General features: G+C 63.1%; 16 protein-coding genes. 7 read left to right on the top strand and 9 right to left on the bottom strand.

Annotated features, from left to right (window positions below):
• Positions 1 to 2 precede the first annotated feature (2 nt).
• Together gdhA and ettA are read right to left on the bottom strand one after the other, a co-directional pair.
• The gene (gene gdhA, locus LGQ10_RS23595) at positions 3 to 1,340 is read right to left on the bottom strand and encodes an NADP-specific glutamate dehydrogenase (protein WP_058436246.1); all 1,338 of its coding nucleotides are present in this window, start codon (positions 1,338 to 1,340) and stop codon (positions 3 to 5) included.
• Positions 1,341 to 1,629: 289 nt separating this feature from the next.
• Positions 1,630 to 3,294, bottom strand: coding sequence for an energy-dependent translational throttle protein EttA (gene ettA / locus LGQ10_RS23590; protein WP_226523366.1), 1,665 nt, complete (start codon positions 3,292 to 3,294; stop codon positions 1,630 to 1,632).
• Between the two features lie 235 nt (positions 3,295 to 3,529).
• Here ettA and LGQ10_RS23585 point away from each other — a divergent pair, with 235 nt between their 5' ends.
• From LGQ10_RS23585 to LGQ10_RS23560, 6 genes are all read left to right on the top strand, one after another.
• Positions 3,530 to 3,706 (top strand): hypothetical protein, encoded by a 177-nt coding sequence (locus LGQ10_RS23585; RefSeq protein ID WP_226523365.1) that lies wholly within the window; start codon positions 3,530 to 3,532, stop codon positions 3,704 to 3,706.
• Between the two features lie 165 nt (positions 3,707 to 3,871).
• Complete coding sequence (locus LGQ10_RS23580; protein WP_226523364.1) at positions 3,872 to 7,720, top strand: bifunctional diguanylate cyclase/phosphodiesterase; 3,849 nt, start codon at positions 3,872 to 3,874, stop codon at positions 7,718 to 7,720.
• Between the two features lie 194 nt (positions 7,721 to 7,914).
• Complete coding sequence (gene glyA / locus LGQ10_RS23575) at positions 7,915 to 9,168, top strand: serine hydroxymethyltransferase (RefSeq protein WP_226523363.1); 1,254 nt, start codon at positions 7,915 to 7,917, stop codon at positions 9,166 to 9,168.
• Positions 9,169 to 9,511: 343 nt separating this feature from the next.
• A complete protein-coding gene (locus LGQ10_RS23570; protein WP_058437345.1) occupies positions 9,512 to 10,822 on the top strand; it encodes a C4-dicarboxylate transporter DctA in 1,311 nt (436 codons plus the stop codon).
• Between the two features lie 74 nt (positions 10,823 to 10,896).
• Positions 10,897 to 11,610, top strand: a complete 714-nt coding sequence (locus LGQ10_RS23565; RefSeq protein ID WP_226523362.1) for a FadR/GntR family transcriptional regulator — start codon at positions 10,897 to 10,899, stop codon at positions 11,608 to 11,610.
• A gap of 36 nt (positions 11,611 to 11,646) precedes the next feature.
• Positions 11,647 to 12,423, top strand: a complete 777-nt coding sequence (locus LGQ10_RS23560; protein WP_226523361.1) for a GntR family transcriptional regulator — start codon at positions 11,647 to 11,649, stop codon at positions 12,421 to 12,423.
• On the opposite strand, the gene yjiA is transcribed toward LGQ10_RS23560, so the two are convergent.
• The 3 genes from yjiA to LGQ10_RS23545 all read right to left on the bottom strand — a co-directional run bounded on the left by yjiA (position 12,359) and on the right by LGQ10_RS23545 (position 15,725).
• On the bottom strand, positions 12,359 to 13,345 hold the full coding sequence (gene yjiA / locus LGQ10_RS23555; RefSeq protein ID WP_413247567.1) for a GTPase: 987 nt from the start codon (positions 13,343 to 13,345) through the stop codon (positions 12,359 to 12,361). The genes LGQ10_RS23560 and yjiA overlap by 65 nt on opposite strands.
• Positions 13,346 to 13,444: 99 nt before the next feature.
• Positions 13,445 to 13,642, bottom strand: coding sequence for a YbdD/YjiX family protein (locus LGQ10_RS23550; RefSeq protein WP_007937254.1), 198 nt, complete (start codon positions 13,640 to 13,642; stop codon positions 13,445 to 13,447).
• Positions 13,643 to 13,658: 16 nt separating this feature from the next.
• On the bottom strand, positions 13,659 to 15,725 hold the full coding sequence (locus tag LGQ10_RS23545) for a carbon starvation CstA family protein (RefSeq protein WP_226523359.1): 2,067 nt from the start codon (positions 15,723 to 15,725) through the stop codon (positions 13,659 to 13,661).
• 249 nt (positions 15,726 to 15,974) lie between these two features.
• Here LGQ10_RS23545 and LGQ10_RS23540 point away from each other — a divergent pair, with 249 nt between their 5' ends.
• A complete protein-coding gene (locus LGQ10_RS23540; RefSeq protein WP_058433500.1) occupies positions 15,975 to 16,343 on the top strand; it encodes a PilZ domain-containing protein in 369 nt (122 codons plus the stop codon).
• 13 nt (positions 16,344 to 16,356) lie between these two features.
• Here the strand turns inward: LGQ10_RS23540 and LGQ10_RS23535 are convergent, their stop codons facing one another.
• The 4 genes from LGQ10_RS23535 to katB all read right to left on the bottom strand — a co-directional run bounded on the left by LGQ10_RS23535 (position 16,357) and on the right by katB (position 20,697).
• A complete protein-coding gene (locus LGQ10_RS23535; RefSeq protein ID WP_226523358.1) occupies positions 16,357 to 17,085 on the bottom strand; it encodes a hypothetical protein in 729 nt (242 codons plus the stop codon).
• Positions 17,086 to 17,116: 31 nt separating this feature from the next.
• Positions 17,117 to 18,484 carry a DNA repair protein RadA gene (gene radA, locus LGQ10_RS23530; RefSeq protein WP_058436411.1) on the bottom strand — a complete coding sequence of 456 codons (1,368 nt, stop codon included), beginning with the start codon at positions 18,482 to 18,484 and terminating at the stop codon, positions 17,117 to 17,119.
• A 45-nt stretch (positions 18,485 to 18,529) separates the two neighbouring features.
• Entirely contained in the window at positions 18,530 to 19,078 is a 549-nt protein-coding gene (locus tag LGQ10_RS23525) for an ankyrin repeat domain-containing protein (protein ID WP_226523357.1), read from the bottom strand.
• Between the two features lie 77 nt (positions 19,079 to 19,155).
• Positions 19,156 to 20,697 carry a catalase KatB gene (katB, locus tag LGQ10_RS23520; protein ID WP_226523356.1) on the bottom strand — a complete coding sequence of 514 codons (1,542 nt, stop codon included), beginning with the start codon at positions 20,695 to 20,697 and terminating at the stop codon, positions 19,156 to 19,158.
• Positions 20,698 to 20,707 lie beyond the last annotated feature (10 nt).

Here is a 20,707-nt window from a genome sequence, read left to right as displayed (position 1 = left end):
CCTCAGACCACGCCCTGGGCGAGCATCGCATCGGCTACCTTGACGAAACCGGCGATATTGGCGCCCTTGACGTAGTTGATACGACCGTTTTCCTCACCATAGTGAACACAGGCATGGTGGATCGACTGCATGATCGCGTGCAGCTTGCTGTCCACTTCCCCGGCGGTCCACAGCAGCCGCATGGCGTTCTGCGACATTTCCAGCCCGCTCACCGCCACGCCACCGGCGTTGGACGCCTTGCCCGGTGCAAACAGGATGCCCGCATCGATGAAGATATCCACAGCCTCCAGGGTGGTGGGCATGTTCGCGCCTTCGGCGACACAGATGCAGCCATTGCGCAGCAGGGTGTGGGCAGCCTCGGCATCCAGCTCGTTCTGGGTCGCGCAAGGCAGGGCGATATCGCAAGCCAGGTCCCAGGGTGTCTTGCCGGCACGGAACTCCAGGCCGAAACGACTGGCCAGCTCGCTGATGCGCCCGCGCTGGACGTTCTTGAGCTCCAGCACGGCCTGCCATTGTTCTTCGCTCAGGCCGGATTCGCAGTACAGGGTTCCTTCGGAGTCCGACAGCGAGATCACCTTGCCGCCCAGGTCCATGACCTTGCGAGCCGCATATTGCGCCACGTTGCCGGAGCCGGAGATCGCCACGCGCTTGCCCTCGACCTGGTCGTCACGACGCTTGAGCATTTCCTCGGCAAAATACACGCAGCCAAAACCCGTGGCTTCCGGGCGGATCAGGCTGCCGCCATAGCTCATGCCCTTGCCGGTCAAGACCGAGGTGAACTGGTTGCTCAGGCGCTTGTACTGGCCGAAGAGAAAACCGATCTCCCGGGCGCCGACGCCGATATCCCCTGCCGGCACGTCCACGTCCGCGCCGATATGCCGATACAGCTCGCTCATGAAGGCCTGGCAGAAACGCATCACCTCGGCGTCGCTCTTGCCCTTGGGGTTGAAATCGGACCCGCCCTTGCCGCCACCCATGGGCAGGGAGGTCAGGGAGTTCTTGAAGGTCTGCTCGAACGCCAGGAACTTCAGCACGCCCATGTTGACCGACGGATGGAAGCGCAAGCCCCCCTTGTACGGGCCGATGGCGCTGTTCATCTGGATACGGAAGCCCCGGTTGACCCGAACCTTGCCCTGATCGTCGACCCAGGACACGCGAAATACCACGGCGCGTTCCGGCTCGCAGATCCGTTCGAGAATTCCGGAGTCCAGGTAGTGCGGGTTGGCTTCAAGAAACGGCCATAGGCTACGCAGTACTTCTTCCACCGCCTGGTGGAATTCTGGCTGGTCCGGATCGCGCTTTTTCAGGCGGGCGAGGAAATCTTCGACGGATTCGATCATGAAAAGTCTCGGCGGATTTATTGTCGTTAAGGGGAGATTTGTCAGGGACTTTAGCAATTCAATCTGCACTGGGACAGAGCAAAATGTCGCACTTATGAATTTAAATGGTGCAATAAATATAAATAGACCCATTCCCAGGGCCTGGTACGCACTGGATTGGTGACAAAAAGTCGCAGCTTTGCACTCACTTTGAACGCTGGCCAAAGGCCGAAAATTACCCGCCCACCGACTCTCCAGGCATAAAAAAACGGAGCCCGATGGGCTCCGTCCTTTTCAAGCAGCAAGCCGATCAGGCCAGCTTCTTGTGCCGTACACGGTGCGGTTGCGCAGCAGCTTCGCCCAGGCGCTTCTTGCGATCGGCTTCGTACTCGGTGTAGTTGCCTTCGAAGAACACGGCCTGGGAATCGTCCTCGTAGGCCAGGATGTGAGTGGCCACGCGGTCCAGGAACCACCGGTCGTGGGAAATCACGATGGCGGCGCCCGGGAAGTCCAGCAGGGCTTCCTCCAGGGAACGCAGGGTCTCGACGTCGAGGTCGTTGGACGGTTCGTCGAGCAGCAGGACGTTGCCGCCCTCTTTCAGGGTCAGCGCCAGGTGCAGGCGGCCGCGCTCACCACCGGAGAGGTCCTTGACGAACTTCTGCTGGTCACCGCCCTTGAAGTTGAAACGGCCGACGTAGGTACGCGACGGGATCTCGTAGTTGCCGATGCGGATCTGGTCGGAACCGTCGGAGATCTGCTGGAACACGGTCTTGCTGCCGTCCAGGTCCTCGCGGCTCTGGTCGACGCAGGCCAGTTGCACGGTTTCACCGATCTCGATGCTGCCCGAGTCCGGGGTCTCCTTGCCCATGAGCATGCGGAACAGGGTCGACTTACCGGCGCCGTTGCCGCCGATCACGCCAACGATGGCGCCCTTGGGCATGGAGAAGGACAGGTTGTCGATCAGCACGCGATCGCCATAACCCTTGCTGACGTTCTTGAACTCGATGACCTTGTCACCCAGGCGTGGACCGGCCGGAATGTAGATCTCGTTGGTCTCGCTGCGCTTCTGGAATTCCTGGGACTGCATTTCCTCGAAGCGCTGCAGACGAGCCTTGGACTTGGACTGGCGGGCCTTGGCGCCCTTGCGCACCCACTCCAGCTCTTCCTTCATGGCCTTCTCATGGGCCGACTGCTGCTTGGACTCCTGGGCCAGACGGTCCGACTTGGCCTCCAGCCAGCCGGAGTAGTTGCCTTCGTACGGGATGCCGGCCCCGCGGTCCAGTTCCAAGATCCAGCCGGCGACGTTGTCGAGGAAGTAACGGTCGTGCGTGATCGCAACCACGGTGCCCGGGAAGTCGTGCAGGAAGTGCTCGAGCCAGGCGACGGAGTCGGCGTCCAGGTGGTTGGTCGGTTCGTCGAGCAGCAGCATGTCGGGGGCCGACAGCAGCAGGCGGCACAGGGCCACACGGCGCTTCTCGCCACCAGACAGGTGCTCGACCTTGGCGTCCCAGGCCGGCAGGCGCAGGGCATCGGCGGCGACTTCCAGCTGGCGCTCCAGGTTATGACCGTCGCTGGCCTGCAGGATGGCCTCCAGCTTGGCCTGCTCGGCGGCCAGCTTGTCGAAGTCGGCATCCGGCTCGGCATAGGCCGCGTAGACCTCGTCCAGGCGGGCTTGGGCGTCCTTGATCACGCTGACCGCTTCCTCGACCACTTCACGCACGGTCTTGGTCGGGTCCAGTTGCGGTTCCTGGGGCAGGTAGCCGATGTTCAGCTCCGGCATCGGGCGGGCTTCACCTTCGAACTCGGTGTCGACGCCAGCCATGATCTTCAACAATGTGGACTTGCCCGAACCGTTGAGACCCAGCACGCCGATCTTGGCCCCCGGGAAGAATGACAGGGAGATGTTTTTCAGGATTTCCCGCTTCGGCGGAACAACTTTGCCCAGCCGATGCATGGTGAAAACGTATTGAGCCAAAATATGGACCTCGTGAAGAAGGTGAGAACAGGCCTGCTAAGCCTCATGGTGCGATATACAGCACTCCCAACCTTCAAGATTAACCTAACTGAGCGACGGCGGGCAGACCGCCGGGAGCTTCAGCCGAGCTTTTTCTTGCTGTAGACCACGTAGAACAAGGGCCCCGACCATAGCCCAAGAGCTGTTGAAACAAGGCTCGAAACACTCACAAACATGGCCATGGGCAAAGTCGGGCATGAGCCTGCCATCGGGCCACTACCTGCATTTTGTCTTGCAGTTCACGGCCATGGTGATTCCGGTGGGGTGTGCCTGGGTGCTGCTCGGTGCCCGGATCAAGCGCAGCGGCCATGCCTGGCTGCCCCGCACACCCTCAACCGTACCGCGTCGGTGCTCATCTGTTGCTTTGCGCTAGCGATCCTCTCGCGGCTGGCGGACTCCTTGATCAATAGCGGCCTGCTCCTTTAGTCAGCCAGGCGGGACTGGCACTTTGCCACAACTCAAGGCATGCTAGCCGCCCTTCGGGCGTCCGGCTTATAGTGCACGTCGCGCCAGCCCAGCCAAACCGCAGGATCACAGCTTGTCCAACGTTACTTCGCCACTGCCCGCGCGCGCGACAGCCTCTGCGTCGACTTCTCCGTTGCGTGGCACCCTCAAAGGCGCACTGGCGACGCTGGTGCTGCTGCTCCTGGCCCTGCTGTTCTGGCAGCTGCTTGACCAACTGCAACAGGCTCGCCACGACCAGCGCCAGCATGCCATCGACTACAGCGCCGACCTGGCCGACCACCTTAGCCTGAACCTGGCGCTCAACGCCCAGATCGCCCTCAACCTGCTACCCATAGTCGAAGCGCCCCAGGACAGCCAGCAACAGCAGCAGCTGCTGCACAAACTCCAGCGCTCTTTGCCGGACCTGCGCAGCTTCGCCTTGCTCGATACCCAGGGACAGGTCATCAGCGACTCTGCCGAGGGCAGCCAGGATGCCGTCTGGCTTGGCGAGCTGGTGCAGCGTAGTCGCTCCCAGCGCTTCTACTACAGCAACCCCGCCGACGGTTCGGTGGTGCATGTACTACTGCACCAGGCCAGTGGCTCGACCCGCGGCTACTGGGTGCTGCGCCTGGCCCCCGGTTTTCTGCAGAGCCTGGTCCGCCAGAGCGAGGACGGTTTCAAGCCGACCTGGGTGATCGAGAACCGCCTGAGCCGCCAGGTGATCAAGCGTGACGAACGGAGCACCCCGACCCCGGGCATGCTCAGCCCCGACGAGATGGCCAGCAGCGTGCTGCTGGTGCCCCTGAGCAACAGCGACTGGCAACTGCGCGGCCTGTTCGACCAGCGCGCGGTGATCGAGGAACTGCTGCCGGCCTTCATCGGCAAGTGCCTGCTAGGGCTGGCCTTCGCCCTGCTGCCGGTGATCGCCCTGCTCAACATACGCCGGCGCCAGCGCCAGTTGCATGAAGGCCGGCGACGCTACCAGGACATTTTCGAAGGCACCGGCGTGGCCCTCTGCGTCCTGGACATCTCCGGACTGCCGGGCCTGCTGGAAAAACACCAGCTGCATTCGGCCAACCAGCTCAAGCGCTGGCAGAGCGCCCACCCGGATCAACGCCTCCAGCTCCTCCAGGAACTGCGCATCACCGAGGTCAACCAGGTTGCCTTGAGCCTGCTCAACGTGCAGTCCAGCGAACAGGCCTGGCAGTTGCTGATCGAGGGCAGCCCGAACCCTGGCAGCGCCATTGGCGACCAGTTGCTCGAGGCCCTGGTCAACCGGCACCAGCAGCTGGAACTGGAGATCAAGCTCAACGACGCCCAGGGCCACGACCAGCACCTGTGGCTGGTCCTGCGCTTGCCGGAACAGCCCGACGACTACCGGGCAGTGATCCTCAGCATCAGCGACATCACCAGCCGCAAGCTCATCGAACTGTCGCTGCTGGAGCGCGAGGGCTTCTGGTCGGACGTGGTGCGCACCGTGCCCGACCACCTCTACGTGCAGGACGTGATCAGCCAGCGGATGATCTTCAGCAACCATCACCTGGGGCAGACGCTGGGCTACAACAAGACCGAACTGCAACAGATGGGCGAGTACTTCTGGGAGATCCTGCTGAACCCCGAAGACGCCGATCTCTATCACCATCTGCGCCAGGAACAGCGGCACGCCGGTTATGCCCAATTGCTGCAGTGCCAGCTGCGCTTTCGCCATCGCAGTGGCGAGTGGCGTCGCTTCGAGATCCGCGAACAGGCCCTGGCCCGGGATCGTTACGACCAGGTCACGCGGATCATCGGCGTGGCCAAGGACATCACCGACCAGATCGAGGCCAGCGAATCCCTGCGCGACAGCGAACAACGCTACCGCATGCTCGCCGAAAGCATCAGCGACGTGATCTTCTCCACCGACAACAAGCTCTCGCTGAACTACGTCAGCCCCTCGGTGCAGTCGGTGCTCGGCTACGACGTGGAATGGGTCTTCCAGAACGGCTGGCAATCGACCATCGCCAACCCGCAACAACTGAGCGGCATCTATACCCTCATGGACCGGGTCAGCAAGGCCCTGGACAAACCCGAGCAGCTGGCGCAACTACGCAGCCAGGTACAGACCCAGCTATTTCTGTTCGACTGCCTGCGGGCCGATGGCCGCAAGATCCCCATCGAGCTGCGCCTGGTGCTGGTCTGGGACGAACATGGCGCCTTCGAGGGCGTGCTCGGGGTCGGCCGCGACATCAGCCAGCAACGCCGGGCGGAAAAAGACCTGCGCATGGCGGCCACGGTTTTCGAGCACTCGACTTCGGCGATCCTCATCACCGACCCCGCCGGCTACATCGTCCAGGCCAACGAAGCCTTCAGCCGGGTCAGCGGCTACGCCGTATCCCAGGTGCTGGACCAGTTGCCCAACATGCTCACCGTGGACGAACAGCAGGAAGCCCACCTGCGCTACGTGATCAAGCAACTGAACCAGCACAGCACCTGGGAAGGCGAAGTCTGGCTCAAGCGCCGCGATGGCGAGCACTATCCGGCCTGGGTCGGGATCACCGCGGTGCTCGACGACGAAGGCGACCTGGCCAGCTACGTGTGCTTCTTCAGCGACATCAGCGAGCGCAAGGCCAGTGAACAGCGAATCCACCGCCTGGCCTACTACGATGCCCTGACCCATCTGCCCAACCGCACCCTGTTCCAGGACCGCCTGCACACTGCGCTGCAATCGGCAGAGCGGCAGAAGTCCTGGGTAGTGCTGATGTTTCTCGACCTGGACCGCTTCAAGCCGATCAACGACTCCCTGGGCCACGCCGCCGGCGACCGCATGCTCAAGGAAATGGCGGTCCGCCTGCTGGGTTGCGTCGACGATGACGACACCGTGGCGCGCATGGGCGGCGACGAGTTCACCCTGCTGCTGCAACCGCGCGCCAGCCGGGAAATTGCCCTGAACCGGGCGATCCACGTTGCCGAGCAGATCCTCGCCAGCCTGGTCAAACCCTTCGTCCTCGAAGGACGGGAGTTCTTCGTCACCGCCAGTATCGGCATCGCCCTGAGCCCCCAGGACGGCAACGAACTGAGCCAGCTGATGAAGAACGCCGACACCGCCATGTACCACGCCAAGGAACGTGGCAAGAACAACTTCCAGTTCTACCAGGCGGACATGAACGCCAGCGCCCTGGAGCGCCTGGAACTGGAAAGCGACTTGCGCCATGCCCTGGAGCAGCAGGAGTTCGTGCTCTATTACCAGCCGCAATTCAGCGGCGACGGCAAGCGCCTGACCGGGGCCGAGGCGCTGCTGCGCTGGCGCCATCCGCGTCGAGGCCTGGTACCGCCGGGGGATTTCATCCCGGTGCTGGAGGAACTGGGCCTGGTGGTGGACGTGGGCGACTGGGTGATCAGCGAAGCCTGTCGCCAGCTCAAGGCCTGGCACCAGGCCAAGGTGCGGGTGCCGAAGGTCTCGGTGAACATTTCCGCCCGGCAGTTCTCCGACGGCCAGCTGGGCATGCGCATTGCCACCATTCTCAGGGACACCGGCCTGCCGCCGGCATGCCTGGAACTGGAGCTGACCGAAAGCATCCTGATGCGCGAAGTCAGCGAGGCGATGCAGATCCTCGACGGCCTGAAGAACCTGGGCTTGAGCATCGCGGTCGATGACTTCGGCACCGGCTACTCGTCGCTGAACTACCTCAAGCAGTTCCCCATCGACGTGCTGAAGATCGACCGCACCTTCGTCGATGGCCTGCCATCGGGCGAGCAGGACGCGCAGATCGCCCGCGCCATCATCGCCATGGCCCACAGCCTGAACCTGGCGGTGATCGCCGAGGGGGTCGAGACCCACGAGCAGCTGGACTTCCTTCGCGAACACGGCTGCGACGAAGTGCAGGGCTACCTGTTCGGCCGGCCAATGCCCGCCAACCGCTTCGAGGCGCAGTTCAGCAACGACGCCCTGTTCATGTTCGACTAGAAACAGTGGCAAGCTTCAAGCGGCAAGAGGAAAGCGATCCGCTGCCAGCTTGCGGCCTGGAGCTTGCGGCTTGTGGCATGCGTTTCGTCACTTGAACGCTGCTTCTGTGCGACATGATGTCCTTTCATATGCCATCCAAAACCCATTGGGTTAGAATGCCTGCCTTTTCTGCCCCCCGATCCTTGAGGACCGCCATGTTCAGCCGTGATTTGACTATTGCCAAGTACGACGCCGATCTCTTTGCCGCCATGGAGCAAGAAGCTCAGCGCCAGGAAGAGCACATTGAGCTGATCGCTTCGGAAAACTACACCAGCCCAGCGGTGATGGAAGCTCAAGGCTCGGTACTGACCAACAAGTACGCCGAAGGTTACCCGGGCAAGCGCTACTACGGCGGCTGCGAGTACGTCGACGTGGTTGAGCAACTGGCCATCGACCGCGCCAAGGAGCTGTTCGGCGCCGATTACGCCAACGTCCAGCCACACGCCGGCTCCCAGGCCAACGCTGCGGTCTACCTGGCCCTGCTGCAAGGTGGCGACACCATCCTGGGCATGAGCCTGGCCCACGGCGGCCACCTGACCCACGGCGCGACCGTTTCCTCCTCCGGCAAGCTGTACAACGCTGTTCAGTACGGCATCGACGCCAACGGCCTGATCGACTACGACGAAGTCGAGCGCCTGGCCGTGGAGCACAAGCCGAAAATGATCGTGGCCGGTTTCTCCGCCTACTCGCAGATCCTCGACTTCCCGCGTTTCCGCGAGATTGCCGACAAGGTCGGTGCCTACCTGTTCGTCGACATGGCCCACGTGGCCGGTCTGGTCGCCGCTGGCGTCTACCCGAACCCGGTGCCATTCGCCGACGTGGTGACCACCACTACCCACAAGACCCTGCGCGGTCCACGTGGCGGCCTGATCCTGGCTCGCGCCAACGCCGACATCGAGAAGAAGCTGAACTCCGCGGTATTCCCTGGCGCCCAGGGCGGCCCGCTGGAGCACGTGATCGCCGCCAAGGCCATCTGCTTCAAGGAAGCACTGCAGCCTGAGTTCAAGGCTTACCAGGAACAAGTGGTGAAGAACGCCCAGGCCATGGCCGAAGTGTTCATCGAGCGCGGTTTCGACGTGGTGTCCGGTGGTACCAAGAACCACCTGTTCCTGCTGTCGCTGATCAAGCAGGACATCTCCGGTAAAGACGCCGACGCCGCTCTGGGCAAGGCTTTCATCACCGTGAACAAGAACTCCGTACCTAACGATCCGCGCTCCCCGTTCGTCACCTCCGGCCTGCGCTTCGGTACTCCAGCCGTGACCACCCGTGGCTTCAAGGAAACCGAATGCCGCGAGCTGGCCGGCTGGATCTGCGACATCCTGGCCGACCTCTCCAACGAAGCGGTGATCGACGCCGTGCGTGAGAAGGTCAAGGCCATCTGCAAGAAGCTGCCGGTATACGGCGCTTAATCGCCCCGCACCGCAGCAAGGAAGCCCGGCCCAGCGCCGGGCTTTTTCATGCCTGGAGAAAACGCCACTGCCACGGCCTGCGACAGTTGCGCGGCACCTTCCAGGGCTCTGGAACGGCCCTTGCGCGCAGTCGCAGAACCCTGGGTTCGATATTGAGAGTCGCCGGCGCAATGCCACTGGTCAGACCGGTAAAGCCAATTCGTTCGAATTCCCTTGTAAACCCAAAAAAACCGAGCGTAGACTGCGCCTGTACTGGACAAACCGGTAAGACCACAATAATTAAGTCCGCCACCCGCTGCATCTCGCATGCACGGCAGGCCGGACACCGACCAGGACTCCCCCCATGCTCAAATGGTGCTCGCGTTCGATCTTCCTCCAGGTGATGCTCGGGCTGTTGCTCGGCATCGTGTGCGGCCTCACCCTCCCCGAATACTCCTCGCAACTCAAACCACTGGGCGATGCCTTCATCAAGCTGATCAAGATGCTGATCGGCCTCATCGTGTTCTGCGTCGTGGTCAGCGGCATTTCCGGCGCCGGTGACCTGAAGAAGGTCGGTCGCATTGGCCTGAAGTCGGTGATCTACTTCGAGATACTCACCACCCTGGCCCTGGTGATCGGCCTGTTGATGGCCTTCGGCACCGGCATCGGCAGCGGCGCCAACATTCATCTGGAACAACTGTCCTCCGCCGACATGGGGGACATCGCCCAGCGCGGCCAGCACATGCACGGCACGGCGCAATTCCTCATGGGCCTGATCCCCACCTCGGTGCTCGGGGCCTTCGCTGAAAACAACATCCTCCAGGTCCTGTTGTTCTCGGTCCTCTTCGGCAGCGCGCTGAACCTGGTCGGCGAGGCCGCTTCAGGCATCTCGCGACTGATCAACGAACTGAGCCATGTGATCTTCCGCATCATGGGCATGATCGTGCGCCTGGCGCCCATCGGCGTATTCGGCGCCATTGCCTTCACCACCAGCAAGTACGGCCTGGATTCGCTGCAGCACCTGGGCAGCCTGGTGGGCCTGTTCTACCTGACGTGCTTCGCCTTCGTCGCGCTGATCCTGGGCCTGGTAATGCGCCTGTCGGGCCTGCGCCTGCTGCCCTTCATCAAGTACCTGCGTGAAGAACTGCTGATCGTCCTCGGCACCGCATCGTCGGATGCGGTCCTGCCGCAGATCATGCGCAAGCTGGAACACCTGGGGATCGGCAGCTCCACGGTGGGCCTGGTGATCCCCACCGGCTACTCGTTCAACCTCGACGGGTTCTCCATCTACCTGACCCTGGCCATCGTCTTCATCGCCAACGCCACTGGTACGCCGCTGGCCATGTCGGACCTGCTGACCATCCTGCTGGTGTCGCTGATCACCTCCAAGGGCGCCCACGGCATTCCCGGTTCGGCCCTGGTGATCCTGGCGGCCACCCTGACCGCGATCCCGGCGATCCCGGTGGTAGGCCTGGTGCTGGTGCTGGCAGTGGACTGGTTCATGGGCATCGGCCGGGCCCTGACCAACCTGATCGGCAATTGCGTAGCCACCGTCGCCATCGCCCGCTGGGAGCAGGACATCGATCTGCAGCGAGCCGACAAGGTCCTCAGTGGGCAACAAGGCTATGGTTTCCAGGCTCGCAAGGCGGCGGGCGGAACCCAGCAGCAATTCTGATCCGGGCTTGTACCGGCCTGCGGCAGGCCCAACAATCAGCGCGCGACCTCGCGCCCCCATACATGGAGTAGACAGTGATCAGCTCGTCAACGGTTGTGAACTCAGTGGTAGAAAAGCTGCGGGCCGCCCTCGCCCGCGGCCAATGGCGCTCCGGCGACATGCTGCCAGGGCAGCGCGAACTGGCCGAACAGTTGGGCATCAGTCGGCCAAGCCTGCGCGAAGCGGTGATTGTCCTGGAAACCCTGGGCATGGTGCGCTCCATGCCGGGCAAGGGCGTGCTGGTGCTCGATGCACCCATGGACGAAATCCAGGGCCCGGAAGGTACGCTGGCCGGTGCCCGCCTCGAGGACGTCCTGCAGCTGCGCTATACCCTGGAGCCCTTCATCGTCGGCCTGGTGGCGCAATCCATCAGCAGCCGGGAGATCGGCCAGCTGCGCCTGACCCTGATGGACATGCGCGAAGCCCTGGAGGCCAGCGATGCCGAAGCCGGGGTCAACGCCTATATCGCCTTCCACGAAGAGCTGTTCACCCTGACCAGCAACCCGATCTTCCAGAACGTGGTGCAGCAGACCAGCAACGCTCTCAGGCAAAGCGCGCAGATCCTGCGCAATTCACCTGAGCACCTGGCCGAGCGCCTGGAGGAAAACGAAGCGGTGGTGCGGGCGATCCGCAACCGCAACAGCGCCCAGGCCAGTGCCGAAATGCGCCGGCACATCCTCCAGGAAGGCCAGCGCATGGGCATCGAACTGGATATCCCGGACGATCGGCTGGATTCGAACATCCAGTAATCCCTCTCGTATCAGCCACTGCACTGGAGAACGGTCATGGCCAGCCACGCCCTGCAAGACCCTTGCTTCACCCCGGTGGCCAGCCTGCGCCAGCGTGGGGAAAAAAAGCTGCTGGTGGACGATGTCTACCCGCAGATCTTCGAGGCCATCCTCGAACAGCGCATCGCCCCCGGCAGTCGCTTCACCGAAGACAGCCTGGGCCAGACCTTCGGCGTCAGTCGCAGCATCATCCGCCAGGTGCTCGCGCGCCTGGCCCACCAGCAAGTGATCATCCTGCGCCCGAACCAGCGCCCCCAAGTGGCCGCGCCGGACCGGGAACAGACCCGGCAGGTCCTGCATGCCCGGTGCCTGGCGGAAAACGCCCTGGTGCACCTGGCCTGCCAGCAGCCCCACAGCCGCCTGAAGCCCCTGCGCGAGCTGGTTGTGCGCGAGCGCGAGGCCATCGAGCAACACCGGCATGGCCCGGCGATTCGCCTCTCAGGGGAGTTTCACCTGCGACTGGCACAGATCGCCGACAACGCTCCTTTGGCCCGCTTCCTCGGCAGCCTGGTGCCCCTGACATCCCTGGCCATCGCCCAGCTTGCGGATCGCGCCCTGCATCCCTGCGCCTGGCAGGAACATGCCGCCATCGTCGATGCCTTGCTGCAAGCCGATACCGGCGCGGCCCAGGCGCTGATGCAGCAGCACCTGGAGCATCTGCAACTGCGCGTGCTCAAGGGACTGGAAGAACAGCCAGCGGCCAGCAGCCTCAGCCGGCCAGCATCCGCGCAAACCCCTGGCGGATCTTCTCTTCCGGCAGGTCGTCGGCGATGAACACCATGACGCTCTCGCGGGTTTCACCCTCGGCCCACTCGGTGTCCCAGTCGAAGCCATAGAGTTTGAGCACCCCCTGGAACACCATGCGCCGGGGCTCGTCGATGACATTCAGCACGCCCTTGTAGCGCAGCAACTGCTTGCCATGGTCTTCCAGCAGTTCATTCATGAACTCGCTCAGGCGCTCCAGGTCCAGGGCCTGCTCGGTACGCAGCACCAGGCTGGCGATACGGTCCAGCGAGGGTGCCTTGCTCACCGGGCGCAGGCTGATGCCGCCGCCCAGGTCGGCATTGAGGTTGAAGCCGCGCACGTCCAGCAACTGCGCCAGCTCGATGTTGCCGTGGTCCACCACATGGATCGATGCCCGGCGGTTGATCCGCGTCAGGCGCTGGCAGAGGGCCTCGAACGAGGCCTCGTCCACCAGGTCGCGCTTGCTCACCAGCAGCCGATCGGCAAAGCCGATCTGCGCCTGGGCAATGGTCTGGGTCAGGTGGAATTCGGCGTGTGCAGCATCGACCAGGGTAATGATGCCGTCGAGGATGTAACGATCGCGCAGTTCCTCATCGATGAAGAAGGTCTGCGCCACCGGCGCCGGGTCCGCCAGGCCGGTGCACTCGATCACCAGCCGGTCGAAGGCGATCTCGCCGCTGTCCAGGCGCTCCAGCAGCAGGTACAGGGCCTTGCTCAGGTCGGTGTGGATGGTGCAGCAGACACAGCCATTGGACAGGGTCATGACTTGCACCGGCTCATCGCCCAGCAACTGGCTGTCGATACCGGCATCACTGAATTCGTTTTCGATCACGGCAAGCTTCAAGCCGTGCTCGGCCTTGAGCAGATGGCGCAACAAGGTGGTCTTGCCGGCGCCGAGAAAACCGCTGAGTACGGTGACGGGAACAGGATTGTGCAAAACGGGGTCTCCCATGCCTGAAAACGTAGGAGCCGGCTGGCCGGTGATGGCGTTCCAAAGATCGCTATCGCCGACCAGCCGGCTCCTACAGGGGTATTGCCTAAACGCAGTGCCTCAACAGCACTTCGGACCGCCCTTGCCGCCGTAACGTGCTTCCTGGCGCTCACGGAAGAACGCCTCGTACGACATCACCGGCTTGTCCGGGTGCTTGGTTTGCATGTGTTCGACATAGTTGTCGTAGTCGGGCATGCCGACCATCAGGCGTGCGGCCTGACCGAGGTATTTACCGAGGCGACTCAGGTCATTGAACATCGTTGCAATCCTCGGGTCAGGCGTCCGGTACTGTCTGGTAAGGCGATTCCTTATCCGTACGCTCCTTGCTGCCCCAGGCGGCGACGCCGACCTTGAGCGCGTAGAACAGGATGCTGAACACCACCAGCAGGAACAGGGCAGTCAGTGCCGCGTTGGTATAGGCGTTGAAGATCACGTGCTGCATCTGCGTGATGTCCTTGGCCGGAGCGAGGATCTGGCCGTTGGCCAGGGCATCGCTGTACTTCTTGGCCAGCGCCAGGAAACCGATGGCCGGGCTTGGGTCGAACAGCTTGATGAAACCGGCGGTGGTGGTGCAGATCAGCAGCCACACGGCCGGCAGCAAGGTGACCCAGATGTAGCGCTGGCGCTTCATCTTGATCAGGACCACGGTGCCCAGCATCAGGGCGATACCGGCCAGCATCTGGTTGGAGATGCCGAACAGTGGCCACAGGGTATTGATGCCACCCAGCGGATCGATCACGCCCTGGTACAACAGGTAGCCCCAGAGCGCCACGCAGCCAGCGGTGGCAATCAGGTTGGCGGTCCAGGATTCAGTGCGCTTGAGCGCCGGAACGAAGGAACCCAGCAAGTCCTGGAGCATGAAGCGCCCGGCGCGGGTGCCGGCATCCACGGCCGTGAGGATGAACAGCGCCTCGAACAGGATCGCGAAGTGGTACCAGAAGGCCATGGTGTTCTCACCCGGCAGCACATGGTGCAGGATCTGCGCGATCCCCACCGCCAGGGTCGGGGCACCACCGGCACGGGCCAGGATGGTGTTTTCACCGATGTCCTTGGCCACTGCCTGCAGTTGTTCCGGGCTGATCACAAAGCCCCAGCTGCTGACGGTTTGGGCAACGGTAACCACGTCGCCGCCGACAATGGCCGCCGGGCTGTTCATGGCGAAGTACACGCCAGGCTCGATCACCGAAGCGGCAACCATGGCCATGATCGCCACGAAGGACTCCATGAGCATGCCGCCATAGCCGATGTAACGGGCGTTGGTCTCGTTATCCAGCAACTTGGGCGTGGTCCCCGAGGAGATCAGCGCATGGAAGCCGGATACCGCGCCACAGGCAATGGTGATGAACAGGAACGGGAACAGGCCGCCCTTCCATACCGGGCCGGTGCCGTCGGTGAACTGGGTCAGGGCCGGCATCTTCAGCTCGGGCATGGTGATCAGGATGCCGATCGCCAGGGCGATGATGGTGCCGATCTTGAGGAAGGTCGACAGGTAGTCACGAGGTGCCAGGATCAGCCACACCGGCAGCACCGCAGCGACGAAACCGTAGCCGATCAGCATCCAGGTGATCTGGATGCCAGTGAAGGTGAACATCTTGCTCCAGACCGGATCGGCCGCTACCTGGCCGCCCAGCCAGATGGAACCGAGCAGCAGCAGCACGCCGACCAGCGAGATCTCGCCGATGCGGCCTGGGCGGATGTAGCGCATGTACACGCCCATGAACATCGCGATCGGGATGGTCGCCATCACCGTGAAGATGCCCCATGGGCTCTCGGCGAGGGCCTTGACCACGATCAGCGCCAGCACCGCAAGGATGATGATCATGATCAGGAAGCAGCCGAACAGCGCGATGGTGCCAGGCACGCGGCCCATCTCCTCACGGACCATGTCGCCCAGGGAACGGCCGTTCCGCCGGGTGGACAGGAACAGCACCATGAAGTCCTGCACCGCACCGGCCAGGACCACGCCGGCAATCAGCCACAGGGTTCCGGGCAGGTAGCCCATCTGTGCAGCCAGGACCGGGCCCACCAGGGGACCCGCGCCAGCGATGGCCGCGAAATGGTGTCCGAACAGGATGTGCTTGTTGGTCGGCACATAGTCCAGACCGTCATTGTTGAGCACGGCGGGAGTGGCCCGGCTCGAATCCAGCTGCATCACGTTGTTGGCGATGAACAAGCTGTAGTACCGGTACGCCACCAGATAAATGGCCACGGCAGCGACCACGATCCACAAGGCGTTGATCGCCTCGCCTCGACGCAATGCAACTACGCCAAGGGCGCATGCTCCTACGATTGCCAGCACCAGCCAGGGCAGGTGGCGTAGCGGGCTATTATTGTTTTTCATTTTTATATTCCAGCCAGGTGGACAGAAAGACAGCGCTTGCGAGTGTAGCGCTACTCCACTCAAAGGCCAGCCCCCACGTTGGTCTAGAGCACTCTTTCAAGGTGCGGACCGAATCCAGGGTCGGTTGGCAGTGCCTGGCGAGTGCTGCCGGCACCGGTTACGGCGACTGCTTCGCAAGGTGCGACATGGCTTGTAGCGGCAGGCCGGCGCCGGGGTCTATAGTCAGTGCACCACGCAGAGGGCCAGCCCATGAGCGAGCAACACGACGACCGCCGACGCTTCAAACGCATCGCCTTCGATGCCCGGACCGAACTCAGCCAGGGGACCTACCGCTGGCCCGTGCAACTGCTGGACCTATCCCTCAAGGGCTTGCTGATCGAACGCCCCGCGCCCTGGATGGGCGATCCCGAGCGTCCCTTCGAAGCCGATATCCACCTGGGCCAGGACGCCGATGTACGCATGGATGTGCAACTGGCCCACGACAACAATGGCCAGCTGGGCTTCGTCTGCCTGCATATCGGCCTGGAATCCATCGAGCACCTGCGGCGCCTGATCGAGCTGAACCTGGGCGACCCCGAGGAGCTGGAAAGGGAGCTGGGCGCGCTGATCGATATCTGACCGGCCGACCGATTCAGGGAAACAGCGCAGGCTCGGGAAAGTCGTTTTCCATGTCCCAGTAGCCTGCCTGCTCCCGCGAAACCGCCGTCCACTGCCCATCGACATAACGGAAGGTGCGATAGGTCGTGATGAACTCCTCGCCCTCCATGGTCGAGGCCGACGACACCTGCTGGATGGTTTCGGTCCCGCCCCCGCTGGCAGGCACTATCTGCCAGGCCGCCTTGCCGGTACGGCTGAACATCAGCGGCCGCTTCTCGCCGCTCTCGTCCAGGCACGGCACCGGGTCCAGATGATTCTGCGCCGGCACCAGCACCTCGGTGATCGGGCCACTGTAGCTGCCCAGGGGCGCGGTCTGGTCGATGGACAGGAAGAACGTCGGCAATGGCAGGCCGCTGAGCGGAGCCTTCTTCACATTGGCCAGGGGATAACCCAGGGCCCTCTGCGCCAATACCTGGCCACTGTCCGAAACCAGGCGCGCCTGGGCCTCCAACGGTTCCGCCGGCTGGCCGTCCTCAGCTTCGGGGAGGCTGTCCGCATCCATGCTGCTGCCCCAGTTTTCATCATGCATCCGCTCAGTGATGCGCACATCTTCCAGCACCTGCAGCGTCGAACCGTCCCCCACCGGCACCTGCTGCGCGACCCAGTAGCCTGGCGGCACCTCGGCCTGCTGGGCCAGGGCCAGGCTGCAACCACACAGCAGGCCGATGCCCAGCAGCCAGTCCTTCATGCTTGTCATGCCCATGTCGTTTGCGTCCCTTCAGTAACAGCCCGATTTATTCGAAAAGTGCGTCCAGCGCCTGTTCCAGGCGGGTCACGGCGATGATCTTCAACCCTGCCGGCGGCTCCTTCGGGGCGTTGCCCTTGGGCACGATGGCCCGCTTGAAGCCGTGCTTGGCGGCCTCCTTCAAGCGCTCCTGGCCACTGGGCACCGGACGCACCTCACCGGACAGGCCGACCTCGCCGAACACCAGCAGGTCATGGGGTAGCGGCCGGTTGCGCAAGCTCGACATCACCGCCGCCATCAGCGCCAGGTCGGAGGCGGTTTCCAGCACCTTGACCCCACCCACCACGTTGAGGAACACATCCTGGTCGTGGGTTGGAATGCCACCATGGCGGTGCAGCACGGCCAGCAGCATCGACAAGCGGTTCTGGTCCAGGCCCAGGGTCACCCGGCGCGGATTGGCCAAGTGGCTGTCATCCACCAGCGCCTGGACTTCCACCAGCATCGGCCGCGTGCCTTCCCAGGTGGCCATGACCACGCTGCCCGGAACCTCCTCCTGGGCCCGCGTGAGGAAGATCGCCGAAGGGTTGGAGACCTCCTTCAGGCCACGGTCGGTCATGCCGAACACGCCCAGCTCGTTGACCGCGCCAAAGCGGTTCTTCACCGCTCGCAGCAAGCGCAGGCGCCCGTCGGACTCGCCTTCGAAATACAGCACGGTATCCACCATGTGCTCCAGCACCCGCGGACCGGCCAGGGCACCTTCCTTGGTCACGTGGCCCACCAGGAAGATCGCCGTGCCGCTCTGCTTGGCATAACGCACCAGCAAGGCCGCGCTCTCGCGCACCTGGGACACGCCGCCCGGGGCCGATTGCAGTTGCTCGGTGAAAATGGTCTGAATGGAATCGATCACCATGACCTTGGGTTTTTCCATTCGAGCGGTAGCGATGATGGTCTCGATGGAGGTCTCGGTCATCACCCGCAGCTGGTCCTGGGGCAGCCCCAGCCGTCGGGCCCGCATCGCCACCTGCTGCTGGGATTCCTCGCCGGTGACATACAGCGCCGGCATGCGCGTGGCGATGTTGCACAGGGTCTGGAGCAGGATGGTCGATTTGCCGATCCCCGGATCGCCGCCGATCAGCACCACAGAGCCATCCACCAGGCCGCCGCCGAGCACCCGGTCAAGCTCGCCGGACGCGGTGGAAAAACGCGGAATTTCCTCGACGCTGACCTCGGCCAGGGTCTTGATCTGCGCCTGTTGCCCAGCCCAGCCGGTGCGTCCGGCCGGAGCCGCAGCACCACCGCTTTCGATCATGGTCTCGGTCAGGGTGTTCCAGGCTCCGCACTCGCCGCATTGCCCGGCCCATTTGGGGAAGGTGGAGCCGCACTCGGTGCAGCCATACATGCGCTTGGCCTTGGCCATCTGAACCCCCGGCAAAAACCGCGATGATAGCTCAGCTGACGCTGATCAGTGCGGCGCGACGGTGCGTATCTGCCCACTGGCCAGGCGCGTGGCGCTATTGCCCAACGGATCCTCGGCGTCGAGGTTCGCCCCCTTGGCTGCCAGGGCCTGGAGCAGCTCGGTGCGCTTGAACAGCCCGGCATACATGGCCGCCGTCTGGCCAGCGGCATTGCGCTGGTCGGGGCTGCAATCAGCCGCCATCAAGCGCCGGGCAATCCGCACCTCGCCCTTGAAGATCGCCCCCATGAGCGCGGTATTGCCACGCAGGTCCTGGGCGCAAGCATCGGCCCCGGCGACCAGCAGGTGCTCCACCGCCAGCCCCTGACCGTGATAGGCCGCGAGGATCAGCGCGGTGTAGCCCTTGTCGTCGCGGGTATCGAGGGAATAACCGGACTCGATGAAGGTGTCGAGCATCTCTACATCGCCACGGCGAGCGGCATCGAAATAGTAGTTTTCCAGCTGGACCTTGATCGCCACCGGGTCGGCGGGGCTCGGTTGCTCCGCATAAGCCTCCAGAGCGCAGGCGGCCAGCAGCAGTGAAATGAACAGGCGCATGGTGCGACTCCCTTTGTTTCAAGAAACCCCTGCAAATAAAGGAGGCGTCACGCCCGAGGGCGTGACGCGGGATGGGGTCAATCCGTGAGCTTGGCGGCCAGGGCCTTGACTCGCGCCAGGTCACCCTTGGCCACCTGGGTGACTCCGGTGCCGTACTCAGGGTCGGCCTTATAAAGGAAGGACAGCATGATGTGCTTGCTCTGCTCGTCGGTGCCGGCCAGGGACTGGCCGAAGCTGTCGATCAGGTCCTGGCGCTCCTTCTTGCTGTAGGAGCGATACAGGTCGCCGGCCTGCTTGAAGTTCTGCTCACGCTGGATCTTCGCCTGCTGGGTGCTGCCCGTCAGCGCCAACTGGCTGTAGCGCGCGGCCTGGGGTTCCTCGCGAGGCTCCAGGCGGCTGGGCTGGTAGTTGACCCCGCTGCGGGTGTGCCCCGGGTTCATCGCGCCGTCCTGGTTGCCATTGTTCACCGTGACCTTCGGTGCGTTGATCGGCAGTTGCAGGGCGTTGGCCCCGAGGCGATACATCTGGGTGTCGGCATAGGAGAACACCCGGCCCTGCAGCAGCCGATCCTCCGAGGGCTCGATACCCGGCACCAGGTTGGCCGGTGCCATGGCCACCTGCTCGGTTTCCTGGAAGACATTGCCCGGATTGCGGTTCAACACCATCTGCCCGACCTTGCGCTCGGGAATACCGGGCCAGATCTTGGTGGCATCCAGCGGGTCGAAATCAAACTTGGCCAGGTCTTCGGGTTTCAATACCTGGACATACAAGTCCCATTTGGGAAAGTCCCCTTTATTAATGTGGGTTACCAAGTCATGGGTCATATGGCTGTAGTCGCGGCCTTGTACCTCGACCACTTGTTGCGGGTCGAGATTCTTCAAGCCCTGCAGACTCTTCCAGTGGAACTTCACGTAGTGCACTTCGCCCTTGGCATTGATCAACTTGTAGGCGTGCACGCCATTACCGTCCATTTCTCGATAACTGGCCGGGGTGCCGGAGTTGGAGTACAGCTCGGTCAAAGTACGGGTGGCTTCGGGTACATGGGAGAAAAAATCGAACCGCCGCGAATCATCATCCAGATTGGTCCGTGGATCGGGCTTGAAGGCATGCACCATATCGGGGAACTTGATGGCATCGCGGATGAAGAAAGTCGGGAAGTTGTTGCCCACCAGGTCCCAGTTGCCATCGGCGGTGTAGAACTTGGTGGCGAAACCCCGAGGGTCGCGCAGGGTTTCCGGAGAATGGTTGCCATGCACCACCGCCGAGAAGCGCACGAACACCGGGGTCACTTCACCAGCAGCGAACACCTTGGCCCGGGTCAGGTCAGTGAGGCTGTCAGTCACCGTGAAAGTGCCATGGGCACCGGTGCCACGGGCATGCACCACGCGCTCTGGAATGCGCTCGCGGTCGAAGCGTTGAAGCTTCTGGATCAGTTGCACGTCCTGCAGCAGCACCGGCCCGTTGGGCCCCGCGGTCTGTGAGTTCTGGTTGTCGCCTACCGCCGCGCCATTGTCGCGGGTCAGCGTGGCGGCCTGTACGGAAAGGGACAGCATACTGGCAGCAAGCACGCCCAGTACGCCGCGCGGGGAAAGACTCCCCAGGCCAAGAGAAGCAGTCATGTGGAATTCC

Source organism: Pseudomonas sp. L5B5, assembly GCF_020520285.1.
GTDB lineage: Bacteria > Pseudomonadota > Gammaproteobacteria > Pseudomonadales > Pseudomonadaceae > Aquipseudomonas.
Note: the sequence above shows the minus strand (reverse complement) of the source record. Positions and strands in the feature narration are given on the sequence as shown.

What these genes read in the sequence shown, in the direction of transcription:
- LGQ10_RS23560 (WP_226523361.1), top strand. Translation starts at nt 11,647, where the DNA reads ATGGCCAGCCACGCCCTGCAAGACCCTTGCTTCACCCCGGTGGCCAGC.
- gdhA (WP_058436246.1), bottom strand. Translation starts at nt 1,340, where the DNA reads ATGATCGAATCCGTCGAAGATTTCCTCGCCCGCCTGAAAAAGCGCGAT.
- LGQ10_RS23535 (WP_226523358.1), bottom strand. Translation starts at nt 17,085, where the DNA reads ATGGGCATGACAAGCATGAAGGACTGGCTGCTGGGCATCGGCCTGCTG.
- katB (WP_226523356.1), bottom strand. Translation starts at nt 20,697, where the DNA reads ATGACTGCTTCTCTTGGCCTGGGGAGTCTTTCCCCGCGCGGCGTACTG.
- LGQ10_RS23550 (WP_007937254.1), bottom strand. Translation starts at nt 13,642, where the DNA reads ATGTTCAATGACCTGAGTCGCCTCGGTAAATACCTCGGTCAGGCCGCA.
- LGQ10_RS23545 (WP_226523359.1), bottom strand. Translation starts at nt 15,725, where the DNA reads ATGAAAAACAATAATAGCCCGCTACGCCACCTGCCCTGGCTGGTGCTG.
- LGQ10_RS23585 (WP_226523365.1), top strand. Translation starts at nt 3,530, where the DNA reads ATGAGCCTGCCATCGGGCCACTACCTGCATTTTGTCTTGCAGTTCACG.
- glyA (WP_226523363.1), top strand. Translation starts at nt 7,915, where the DNA reads ATGTTCAGCCGTGATTTGACTATTGCCAAGTACGACGCCGATCTCTTT.
- yjiA (WP_413247567.1), bottom strand. Translation starts at nt 13,345, where the DNA reads ATGGGAGACCCCGTTTTGCACAATCCTGTTCCCGTCACCGTACTCAGC.
- LGQ10_RS23570 (WP_058437345.1), top strand. Translation starts at nt 9,512, where the DNA reads ATGCTCAAATGGTGCTCGCGTTCGATCTTCCTCCAGGTGATGCTCGGG.
- radA (WP_058436411.1), bottom strand. Translation starts at nt 18,484, where the DNA reads ATGGCCAAGGCCAAGCGCATGTATGGCTGCACCGAGTGCGGCTCCACC.
- LGQ10_RS23540 (WP_058433500.1), top strand. Translation starts at nt 15,975, where the DNA reads ATGAGCGAGCAACACGACGACCGCCGACGCTTCAAACGCATCGCCTTC.
- LGQ10_RS23525 (WP_226523357.1), bottom strand. Translation starts at nt 19,078, where the DNA reads ATGCGCCTGTTCATTTCACTGCTGCTGGCCGCCTGCGCTCTGGAGGCT.